This is a genomic window from Janthinobacterium aestuarii (assembly GCF_051380835.1).
In the GTDB taxonomy this organism is placed as follows: Bacteria; Pseudomonadota; Gammaproteobacteria; order Burkholderiales; family Burkholderiaceae_D; genus Janthinobacterium; species Janthinobacterium aestuarii.
This window is the reverse complement of record NZ_JBNYXU010000018.1, coordinates 1-10,428: the sequence shown is the minus strand read 5'-3', so window position 1 is coordinate 10,428 and position 10,428 is coordinate 1. Positions and strand designations below refer to the sequence as shown.

The 10,428-nt window shown below is 62.2% G+C and carries 9 protein-coding genes; 8 read left to right on the top strand and 1 reads right to left on the bottom strand.

Annotation, left to right across the window (positions count from 1 at the left end; genetic code table 11):
• Nucleotides 1-263, bottom strand: a 263-nt coding sequence (locus ACQ4WO_RS27990) for a carbohydrate porin (RefSeq protein WP_436484131.1), incomplete at its 3' end; no start/stop codon positions are given.
• A 310-nt stretch (nucleotides 264-573) separates the two neighbouring features.
• Here ACQ4WO_RS27990 and ACQ4WO_RS27985 point away from each other — a divergent pair.
• The 8 genes from ACQ4WO_RS27985 to ACQ4WO_RS27950 all read left to right on the top strand — a co-directional run bounded on the left by ACQ4WO_RS27985 (nucleotide 574) and on the right by ACQ4WO_RS27950 (nucleotide 10,277).
• The gene (locus ACQ4WO_RS27985) at nucleotides 574-1,878 is read left to right on the top strand and encodes an ABC transporter substrate-binding protein (RefSeq protein ID WP_436484130.1); all 1,305 of its coding nucleotides are present in this window, start codon (nucleotides 574-576) and stop codon (nucleotides 1,876-1,878) included.
• A 124-nt stretch (nucleotides 1,879-2,002) separates the two neighbouring features.
• Entirely contained in the window at nucleotides 2,003-2,863 is an 861-nt protein-coding gene (locus ACQ4WO_RS27980) for a carbohydrate ABC transporter permease (RefSeq protein WP_139090995.1), read from the top strand.
• A 10-nt stretch (nucleotides 2,864-2,873) separates the two neighbouring features.
• Nucleotides 2,874-3,692, top strand: coding sequence for a carbohydrate ABC transporter permease (locus ACQ4WO_RS27975; protein WP_436484129.1), 819 nt, complete (start codon nucleotides 2,874-2,876; stop codon nucleotides 3,690-3,692).
• Nucleotides 3,693-3,715: 23 nt separating this feature from the next.
• The gene (locus ACQ4WO_RS27970) at nucleotides 3,716-4,762 is read left to right on the top strand and encodes an ABC transporter ATP-binding protein (RefSeq protein WP_436484128.1); all 1,047 of its coding nucleotides are present in this window, start codon (nucleotides 3,716-3,718) and stop codon (nucleotides 4,760-4,762) included.
• 1 nt (nucleotide 4,763) lies between these two features.
• Nucleotides 4,764-6,239 (top strand): mannitol dehydrogenase family protein, encoded by a 1,476-nt coding sequence (locus tag ACQ4WO_RS27965; RefSeq protein ID WP_436484127.1) that lies wholly within the window; start codon nucleotides 4,764-4,766, stop codon nucleotides 6,237-6,239.
• 15 nt (nucleotides 6,240-6,254) lie between these two features.
• Nucleotides 6,255-7,172, top strand: coding sequence for a helix-turn-helix domain-containing protein (locus ACQ4WO_RS27960; RefSeq protein ID WP_436484126.1), 918 nt, complete (start codon nucleotides 6,255-6,257; stop codon nucleotides 7,170-7,172).
• A gap of 55 nt (nucleotides 7,173-7,227) precedes the next feature.
• Entirely contained in the window at nucleotides 7,228-8,154 is a 927-nt protein-coding gene (locus ACQ4WO_RS27955) for a helix-turn-helix domain-containing protein (RefSeq protein WP_051991963.1), read from the top strand.
• A 71-nt stretch (nucleotides 8,155-8,225) separates the two neighbouring features.
• Nucleotides 8,226-10,277 (top strand): esterase-like activity of phytase family protein, encoded by a 2,052-nt coding sequence (locus ACQ4WO_RS27950; RefSeq protein WP_436484125.1) that lies wholly within the window; start codon nucleotides 8,226-8,228, stop codon nucleotides 10,275-10,277.
• Nucleotides 10,278-10,428: the final 151 nt, after the last annotated feature.

Below are 10,428 nucleotides of genomic sequence, written 5' to 3'. Positions count from 1 at the left end.
CCGCCGGACTTGGCGACGGATTTGGTGTAGCCGAATTCCGTGTAGGCGTCGCACTCATTGCCCAGACGATATTTCATGGTGTTGCCACCCAGGCCGAAGCAGCCTTGCGAACCGCCGTCGCCCGAGGTATTGCTGCCGGCGCCAGCGCGCAGGTAGCCGTGGAAGCCTTCGGCGTCGCTTGGGTACATGGGGTCGGCCATGGCGGAAGCGCTGGCGATGGCCAGGAGCAGGGCAGGTAAAGTTTTCAATGCAGTGCGATTCATGCGGTCTCCAGAAGAATGTTGGTGGTAGCGGTGGCGCCCCGGAAGGTGGTCACCGCACACGGTCTAATGCCGAAAACCAAGTCTAGCAGCGCTTTTTTAACCACCCTGATACAAAACGTGCAAGTACTGATACTTTCTTTCAGAGTGTTGTTTTTGCTACATATCGATACTCTTGCGCATGATGGGCTTGCAAAAGAGTATCGAATTGCGGTTTTGGAGTATCAGAAAGTATCAAAGTCCGGTGCTACATTGTGGTCGTGGTGCCAAGTAATCGGGCATTGCCAACGACAAAAAACACTGGAGACACACAATGAAACGTTCCGCCATTGCCGCGCTGATCGCCGGCTGCCTCAGCTCGTCCGCTTTTGCCGCCACCGACCTGGTCATCGCCACCGTCAACAACGGCCACATGATCGAAATGCAAAAGCTCGGCAAGTTCTTCGAGCAAGCCAATCCCGACATCAAGCTCAAATGGGTGACCCTGGAAGAGGGCGTCTTGCGCCAGCGCATGACCACCGATATCGCCACCAAGGGCGGCCAGTTCGACGTGATGACCATCGGCCTGTATGAAACCCCCATCTGGGGCAAGAAAAACTGGCTGATTCCCATCAAGCCGGACGCCAAATACGATATCGACGACTTGCTGCCCGCCATCCGCGAAGGCCTGTCCGGCGACGGCAAGCTGTACGCGTCGCCGTTCTATGGCGAAAGCTCGATGATCATGTACCGCAGCGACCTGGTGAAAAAAGCGGGCGTGACGATCGAGGATCGCCCGTCCTGGAACCAGTTGCGCGACGTGGCGGCCAAGCTGCACGATCCGGCCAACGGCGTGTACGGCATCTGCCTGCGCGGCAAGCCGGGCTGGGGCGACAACATGGCGCTGATCACCACCATGGCCAATTCCTACGGCGGCCAGCTGTTCGACATGAAATGGAAGCCGCAATTTACCAGCAAGCCGTGGAAGGACGCGGTCAACATGTATGTCGACCTGATGAAGAAATACGGCCCGCCGGGCGCGGCCGCCAACAGCTTCAATGAAAACCTGGCGCTGTTCAACCAGGGCAAGTGCGGCATCTGGATCGACGCGACGATCGCCGCCTCGTTCATCACGGATCCCAAGCAAAGCAAGGTGGCCGACAAGGTGGCGTTTGCCCAGTCGCCCGTCGGCGTGACGGAGCGGGGCGCCAACTGGCTGTGGATCTGGTCGCTGGCGATTCCCTCGAGCTCGAAGCACCCGAATGAAGCGCAGCGCTTCATCAACTGGGCCACCTCGCCCGATTACGTGAAACTGGTGGCCAAAGAAACGAGCTGGGCCAACGTGCCGACGGGCACGCGCAAGTCGACGTATGCGAGCCCCGAGTTCCAGAAAGTGGCGAAATTTGCCGCCGCCGAAGGCAAGGCCCTGGCCACCACGCGCGCCGTGCAAAGCACCTTGCCGCCATCGCCTTATGTAGGCGTGCAATTCGCATCGATTCCCGAATTCCAGGTAATCGGCGTGGCGGCCGGCCAGCAGATGGCGGCAGCGCTGCTGGGCAAGGTGACGGTGGACCAGGCGCTGGAGTTGTCGCAGCAGACGGCGGAGCGGGAGATGCGTAAAGGTGGGTATTACAAATAGCACGTATGCCGGTTAATAACTGGCATTGCTATTAATCCACTAGCTGAAAAGCCGGGGTCAGACCCGCCGGGTCTGACCCCAGATTTCTGCCGGCGATTGTTTCCCCTTGCCCCAAGAGAACATTATGAAACGCATTATCCCCCGGACTTTGCTGACGCCGGCCGTGGTCGCCGTCTCCGTCATTTCCGTGATCCCGCTGCTGATCACCTTGTACTACGCGTTCGTGCGCTATTCCATGCTCGATCCGAGCGGCCATCCTTTCCATGGCCTGGCCAATTTCCACTTTTTCTTTACCGATGCCTCATTCCTGCCGGCCTTGCAGAACACGTTTATCCTGCTGTTTTCCGTCATGCTGGTCACGGTGGTGCTGGGCACGGCGCTGGGGCTGCTGATCAATGAAGCGTTCCCGGGGCGCGCCATCGTGCGCGTGCTCCTGATTTCGCCTTTCCTCATCATGCCGGCCGTGAATGCCCTGATGTGGAAGAACATGCTGCTCAATCCGATCTACGGCCTGTTCGCGCAAATCAGTCTGTTCTTTGGCGCCACGCCCGTCGACTGGCTGTCGGCCCACCCCCTGTTTTCCATCATCATGATGGTCTCGTGGCAATGGCTGCCGTTTGCCTGCCTGATCTTCATGACGGCCCTGCAATCGATGGACCGCGAACAGCTGGAAGCGGCGCGCATGGATGGCGCCACGTATCTGCAGCAGTTGCGCTACCTCTACATTCCCCACCTGGGCCGCGCCGTCTCGGTGGTGCTGATGATCGAAATGATTTTCCTGCTGTCGATTTTTGCGGAAATCTTTACGACGACGGGCGGCGGTCCCGGCTTCGACACGACCACCATCACCTTCATGATCTATCAGCAGGCGCTGCTGTCGTATGACGTGGGAGCGGCCTCGGCCGGCGCCCTGTTCGCCGTGCTCATCGCCAACATCGCCGCCTTCTTCCTGATGCGCGTCATCGGCAAGAATCTGTCGAAATAAGGAGACCCTGATGCATAGCAAACTCAATTTGTATGGTCGCACGGCCGCGGCCTGGCTGTTCGCGTTGCTGCTGTTCTTTCCCATCTTCTGGCTGGGCCTGATGGCCTTCAAGACGGAAGGGCAAGCCATTTCCACGCCGCCGCTGCTGTTCTTCACGCCCACGTTTGACAGCTTCCGCGAAGTGCTGGCGCGCGACAACTACTTCGGCTACGCGTGGAACTCGCTGTTTACCAGCGTGCTCTCGACGGCCATTGGCCTCTTGATCGCCATCCCGGCCGCGTATTCGATGGCCTTCTTTCCCACGGGCGGCACCATCGGCTTGCTGAAATTCATGCTCAGTTCGCGCTACATGCCCGGCGTGGGCGCCCTGATGCCGATCTATATCTGCTACCAGTACTTCGGCCTGCTCGATACGCGTATCGGCCTGACCATCATGTTCATGCTGATGAATTTGCCCATCATGATCTGGCTGCTGTACACGAGCATGAAGGAGCTGCCGCGCGAAATCCTCGAAGCGTCGCGCATGGATGGCGCCACCGTGTGGGATGAATTCCGCCACGTCGTGCTGCCCCTGTCCGTGGGCGGCATCGCTTCCACGGCGCTGGTCTGCATGGTGTGGTCGTGGAATGAATCGTTCTGGTCGCTGAACCTGGGCGCGTCCAACGCAGGCACCCTGGCCTGGCTCATCGCCTCGTATTCCAGCCCGGAAGGCCTGTTCTGGGCAAAATTGTCGGCCGCGTCGCTGATGGCGATTGCGCCCATCATGGCGCTGGGCTGGTTCTGCCAGAAGCAGTTAGTGCAGGGGATGACTTTCGGCGCAGTCAAATAAACTACAGAATAGAGACACACATCATGACTTACCTTCAACTGAGCAATATCGAAAAATTCTTTGGCGAGCACCGCGCCATCAAGGGCATCGATCTGGAAATCCAACAGGGAGAGTTCGTCGTCTTCGTCGGGCCGTCCGGCTGCGGCAAGTCCACCCTGCTGCGCCTGATCGCGGGCCTGGAACCGATCGACGGCGGCAAGCTGTCGCTCGACGGGCGCGACATCACGGCCCTGCCATCGTCCAAGCGCGACTTGGCGATGGTCTTTCAATCGTATGCGCTGTATCCGCACATGACGGTGTTCCAGAACATGTCGTTCGCGCTGAAACTGGCCGGCGTCGATCCCGCCATCATCCGCGAGAAAGTCGACAAGGCGGCCGCCATCCTCGACCTGGGTAAATACCTGGAGCGCACGCCGAAGGAACTGTCGGGCGGCCAGCGCCAGCGGGTGGCCATCGGCCGCGCCATCGTGCGCGATCCGAAAGTGTTCCTGTTCGATGAGCCGCTGTCGAACCTCGACGCGGCCCTGCGCGTGCAGACGCGCATCGAGATCGCCAAGCTGCACCGCGAACTGGGCGCCACCACCATTTATGTCACGCATGACCAGGTGGAAGCGATGACCCTCGCCGACAGGGTCGTGGTGCTGCGCGACGGGCAGATCGAGCAGCATGGCTCGCCATTGGAACTGTATGACCGTCCCGCCAACCGCTTTGTCGCGCAATTCATCGGCACGCCCAGCATGAACGTGGTGCCGGCCGATGCGGCGCCGCAGCTGCTGGCGCAAGCGGGCAGCGCGGCGCAGGCGGACGGCTTTGTCGGCATCCGCCCCGAGCACGTGCACCTGGGCGCGGCGCAGCCGGGCAGCGTGCCCGTCACCGTCGACCTGGTGGAGTCCTTGGGTGTGGAAACCCTCACCTATGTGCGCTTGCCGAACAATGTGCAGGTGGTCTCGCGCGGCGCCGAGCGCAGCAGCCTGCAGCCGGGCCAGCAGACGCATCTGACGTTCGAGCCGGGCTTCGTCCATTATTTTGACCGCGCCGGCAAGACCTATGCCGCCGCCAAGGGAGTTTGAAATGAGCGCCATTGAACTGAAACAGGCGAACCTGGCCAAGCTGGCAGGGAACGTGGCCGTGCCCGCGTACGTGCGCGAGACGCTCGTGCCCAGCATCGTGCATATCGGCGTGGGCGGTTTTTTCCGCGCCCACCAGGCCGTCTACCTCGACGATTTGCTGGCCTTGCCCGGCAACGTGGAATGGGGCTACTGCGGCGTGGGCTTGCTGGCGATTGATGCGGCCATGCGCGACGCCATGCGGGTGCAGGATGGCTTGTACACGGTGGTCGAGCGCAGCGCGGCCGGCGATCGCGCGCGCATCATCGGCTGCATCGGCGAATACCTGTATGCGCCCGACGACCCGCAAGCCGTGCTGGAAAAGCTGGCCGACCCCGGCACGCGCATCGTCGCGCTGACCATCACCGAGGGCGGCTACTATGTGAACCAGGGCACGGGCGAATTCGATGCTCAACACCCCGACATCGTGCATGAACTGGCGCATCCCGAAGCGCCGCGCTGCTCGTTCGGCTACCTGGCCGCGGCGCTGGCCCTGCGCCACCAGCGGGGACTGGCGCCGTTTACCATCATGTCCTGCGATAACCTGCAAAACAATGGCGACGTCACGCGCAAGATGCTGCTGGCCTTTGTCGCCCTGCGCGACCTCGAGCTGGCGCGCTGGCTGGCCAGTGATGGCAGCTTCCCCAACAGCATGGTCGACCGCATCACGCCGGCCACCACCGATGAACACCGGGCGCTCGTGCGCGACAGCTTCGGTATCATCGACGCCTGGCCCGTCGTGTGCGAGCCGTTCCGCCAGTGGGTCATCGAAGACGAGTTCCCGCAGGGCCGGCCGGCCTGGGAAAAGGTGGGGGCACAGATGACGCACGACGTGCTGCCGTATGAAAAGATGAAGCTGCGCCTCTTGAATGCCAGCCACCAGGCCCTGTGCTACATCGGCATGCAGCTCGGTTACACGTTTGCGCACGAAGCGATGAACGATCCTGGCATCCGCGCGCTCGTGCGGCGCATGATGGATGACGAGGTCACGCCTTTGCTGGATGAAGTGGAAGGCATCGACCTTGAACGGTACAAGGCTACCCTGATCAGGCGCTTCTCGAATCCGGCCGTGCGCGATCAGCTGGCGCGCATCGGCACGGAAGGTTCCGCGCGCATCCCGAAATTCGTGCTGCCGTCCGTGCGCGAAGCGCTGGCGCAGGGGGGCGCCATCAAGCTGCTGGCGTTTACCGTGGCCTGCTGGTTCCGCTACCTGGAGGGCCATGACGAGCAGGGGCGCGAGATGCCCTTGAACGACCCGTATGCGGTGCGCCTGCGCGCGCTGGCGCTGCAGGGCGGGGCGGACGCTGCGGCGCTGCTGTCCCTGCGCGAACTGTTCGGCGACTTGAGCGACACGCCAGCGTTCACGCAGGCGGTGGCGCAAGCGCTGGCCAGCCTGTATGGGCTGGGCGCGCGCGGGGCACTGGAACAGATCGTGGCTTGACGGGGAGGGCGCACCATGCCACGCAAAGCCGACGCTTGCTTGCCGCAGATGGAGCTGGAACAGCAGCGCGACGCCACGCCCGGCTTCGAGCCGAAAGGCAGTTTCGGCTTCATCCGCTACCTCGAGCACGGCTTTCCGAATGCGCTGGTGCGCTGGCATTACCACGACGAGTATGAACTGCACCTGATCGTCGAGAGCAGCGGCAAGGTCTTCGTCGGCGACTACATCGGCCAGTTCACGCCCGGCCACCTGGTGCTGACGGGGCCGCGCGTGCCGCACAACTGGGTCTCGCTCGACACGCCGCCCGAAGGCGTGGTCTTGCGCGACATGGTGGTCCAGTTTTCGCATGCGCCGCTGGCGTCGATGGCCGCCGCCATTCCCGAGCTGAAGGATATTTTTCCGCTGCTGCAACGGGCCCTGCATGGCGTGGAATTCTTTGGCGTCAGCGAGCAATCGCTGCGGCGCTTCCGGCGTATCCGCGACAGCAGCGGCCTGCCGCGCTTCATCGAATTTCTGACCCTGCTGGGCGAGCTGGCGCAGACCAGCGACTACCAGCTGCTGTCGACTGTGCCGATGCAGTCGAGCGACGACGACGCGGCGCTGGCGCGCATCAGTTCCGCCATCAATTACATCGTGCACAATTACAGCAGCCAGTTCTCGCTGAAGCAGCTGGCCGAGCAGGTGGACATGCCCGAGCGGACGTTTTCGCGCTTCTTTCGCCACGCCACGGGCAACAGCTTCACGGACTTCGTCAACCGCCTGCGCATCAACAAGGCGTGCCAGCTGCTGATGGAGACGGAGCGCTACGTCAGCAACATCTGCTACGAGGCGGGGTTCAATAACGTGGCCAACTTCAACCGGCGATTCCTGGAATTGAAGGGCATGACGCCGAAGGAATTTCGCCAGCAGGCGCTGGGCCGCTTTGGCGAGTGACGCTTTTTGAGGTACATTGGATGGCACAGGCGGGGACAGCCTGGGAGAGACGAGCATGGAATACCGATGGCAGAAGGACAGCGAGCGCAAGGCGCCCGAACTGGAACGCGAAAGCTACGACGGCATCATCAATTACCTGGAACATGGCTATCCCAGCTCGCGCGTGCGCTGGCATTGCCATGAAGAGTATGAGCTGCACCTGATCGTCGCCACCAGCGGGCGCTTGTTCGTGGGCGACTATATCGGCGAGTTTTCACCGGGCCATCTGGTGCTGACGGGGCCGCGCCTGCCGCACAACTGGATATCCAACGTGATGCCGGAAGGCGGCGTGGCCCTGCGCGACATGATCGTGCAATTCGCCCATGCGCCGCTGGCTGGCGCCGCGCGCGTCATTCCCGAATTGCGCGAGCTGCTGCCGCTGCTCGAGCGCTCCAGCTATGGCGTGGAGTTTTTCGACATGGGCCACGAGGCCGAACAGCACCTGGCGCGCATCCGCGCCACGCACGGCGCCGAGCGCTTTGCCGAATTCGTGCAATTAATGAGCAAGCTGGCGCGCACGGCCAACTACCGCTTGCTGTCGAGCGCCTCCCTGCGTTCCTACGACGATGACGCCACCCTGGCCAAGGTCAATTCCGTCCTCAACTACATCACGGACAATTACCGGGAGCCGATTTCGGCGGAAATGCTGGCCGAGCAGGTGGGCATGTCGCTGAGTAAATTCTCGCGCTTCTTCCGCAAGGCGACGGGCAACAGCTTCACGGATTTCATGAACCGCCTGCGCATCAACAAGGCTTGCCAGCTGCTGATGGACACGGATCAATACGTATCGAATGTCTGCTACGACGTGGGTTTCCAGAACGTGGCCAACTTCAACCGCCGCTTTTTGCAGGTGAAGGGCGTCACGCCCAAGGAATTCCGGCGCCAGGCCGATGGGCGCTTTGGCGGTATCGGCGGGCCTGTTGCGGATACGCCACCACCGTAATGGCTGTCATGGGCTTGTCACTTTGAACAGTTATCCTCCACGGCTTCAATCCCACCCTAGCCGAGGAATGCATGAAGACTGCCGTAACGTCCACCCCGAAACTGACCCTGCTGGCCATCGCCGCCGGCCTGGCCCTGGCCGCCTGTGGCGGCAGCGACAGCCACAATGAGCAGGCCAAGCCCGTGGCGCAGACGGGCGTGTTCCTCGACGGCGCGGTGGAAGGACTCGATTACGTGGCCGGCAGCGCGGCCAAGGCCAGCACCAATGCCAAGGGCGAGTTCATTTGCAACCCGGGCGACACGGTGGCCTTCAGCGTGGGCGGCCTGGCCCTGGGCTCGGCCCCATGCGGCGCCGTCGTCACGCCGCTGGCGCTGGCCGCCAGCACCAACGTGGCGGACGACAAGGTCGTCAACCGCCTGCTGGCACTGCAACTGCTCGATGAAGACAGCGATCCGTCGAACGGCATCAAATTGACGGCGGAAGTGAAGGCCGCGCTGGCCGGCAAGACCCTAGACTTTGCCGCCGTCCCGGCCGTCTTCAACGCGGCCCTGTCCGCGCATCTGGCGGCCGTGGGCGCGAAATTTGCCGGCCGCACGGTCGATGCGGAACGCCGCGCCCTCGCGCGCGAGCATTTCGAAGATACCCTGGCCTCGAAAGCGGGCGCGCCCGTCAACGAGGCGCTGACCCAAGCCAACCCGGTCGGCGAAGTCAAAGTGACGGTGACGCGCTACCAGATCCAGGCGGACAGCAAGTTCTACGTGCCGTACGAAGGCGCGAACGCCAAGATCAAGGGCGAATTCCCGAACGGCTTTTTGCCATCGTACGGTTCGGGCCTGGCCTACAAGGGCAAGAACGCCAACGGCGACCTGGAATTCTATGGCTTGACGGACCGCGGCCCGAACGGCGACGGCCCGCTGGTCCCCGATCCATCGGGCAAGGGCACGATCGGCAGCAAGATATTCCCGTCGCCGAGCTTCACGCCCTCGTTTGGCGTGCTCACGGTGGGCAAGAACGGCGCCATCCTGAGTTCGTCGACGCCGATCAAGGTGTCGGCCACCGTCAACAGCTCGGGCTTGCCCGTGCCAGTGGGCGCCGTCGGCAATTCGGCCGAGATTCCCGTCATGGATGCGATGAAATTCGACGCGGCTGGCAAGGCTGTCTTCAATGCGGGCGGTCTCGATTCGGAGTCCATCGTCGTCGATGCCAAGCGCAACGCGCTGTGGGTGTCCGACGAATACGGCCCGTTCATCGTCAGGATCGATGCGGCCACCGGTATCATCCAGGCCAAGTACGAGCCGGGCAAGGGCTTGCCGGCGCTGTTCGCCAAGCGCCGCGCCAACCGCGGCATGGAAGGCATGACCCTGGACACGAGCAACGACAAGCTGTATGCGTTCCTGCAAAGCCCTTTGTCCGATGGCAGCGCACCATATTCGGTGACGAAGAAGAATGAACAGGTCGAGCGCTTCGCCCGCTTCACGCGCTGGATCGAATTCGATCCGGTGACGGGCAGCAGCGGCAAGATGTATGCGTATCCGCTCAATGCGGCCGATTACCAGGATGGCCGCACGGGCAACGCCAAGCTGGGCGACATGGTGGCGCTGGGCGGCGGCAAATTCCTCGTCATCGAGCAGGGCGCCGCGCCGTCGGGCAAGGTGTTCAATAAACTGATGCTGGTTGAACTGAAGGGCGCGACCGATATTGCGGCCGCCGCCTTCAACGCGGCGACGTCGGACCTGGAAAAAAGCAGCATGGGCGGCGCGGCCGTCAATGGCGCCGACTGGACCGCCGTCACGCCGTTGAAGAAAACCATGTTGCTGGACTTGAACGCCATCGGCTGGGCGGCGGAAAAGGCCGAGGGCCTGACCCTGATCGACGACTCCACCATCGCGCTGGCCAACGACAATGACTTCGGCCTGAAAACCAAGGTCTTTGACGCGAATGGCGTGGAAATCGATGGCGCCGACGTGAGCAAGTGCACGGTCGATGCGAACGGCACCATCGTCACGAGCAGCACCGCCGGTTGCAACGCCGCCAACACCATCCGCGTGGCGCGCGGCGACGACCGCGAACGTCCAAGCCGCTTGTGGATCGTGAAGTTTGCCAAGGCGCTCAATACGTATTGATGTGCTGCTGTGTCGGATTACGCGGCGCTACGCGCCGCTAATCCGACCTTGTATTATTCCCTTCATGCCGTTCGTGATATTGCGAACGGTATCGACCGCTGTCAAAATCTTGGTAGGCATATCAAGACCGGGTAACTGGATGCCGTATCCG

Bases quoted from the DNA above. Each gene is read 5' to 3' on its own strand.
- ACQ4WO_RS27985 (WP_436484130.1), top strand. From the start codon at position 574: ATGAAACGTTCCGCCATTGCCGCGCTGATCGCCGGCTGCCTCAGCTCG.
- ACQ4WO_RS27980 (WP_139090995.1), top strand. From the start codon at position 2,003: ATGAAACGCATTATCCCCCGGACTTTGCTGACGCCGGCCGTGGTCGCC.
- ACQ4WO_RS27975 (WP_436484129.1), top strand. From the start codon at position 2,874: ATGCATAGCAAACTCAATTTGTATGGTCGCACGGCCGCGGCCTGGCTG.
- ACQ4WO_RS27970 (WP_436484128.1), top strand. From the start codon at position 3,716: ATGACTTACCTTCAACTGAGCAATATCGAAAAATTCTTTGGCGAGCAC.
- ACQ4WO_RS27965 (WP_436484127.1), top strand. From the start codon at position 4,764: ATGAGCGCCATTGAACTGAAACAGGCGAACCTGGCCAAGCTGGCAGGG.
- ACQ4WO_RS27960 (WP_436484126.1), top strand. From the start codon at position 6,255: ATGCCACGCAAAGCCGACGCTTGCTTGCCGCAGATGGAGCTGGAACAG.
- ACQ4WO_RS27955 (WP_051991963.1), top strand. From the start codon at position 7,228: ATGGAATACCGATGGCAGAAGGACAGCGAGCGCAAGGCGCCCGAACTG.
- ACQ4WO_RS27950 (WP_436484125.1), top strand. From the start codon at position 8,226: ATGAAGACTGCCGTAACGTCCACCCCGAAACTGACCCTGCTGGCCATC.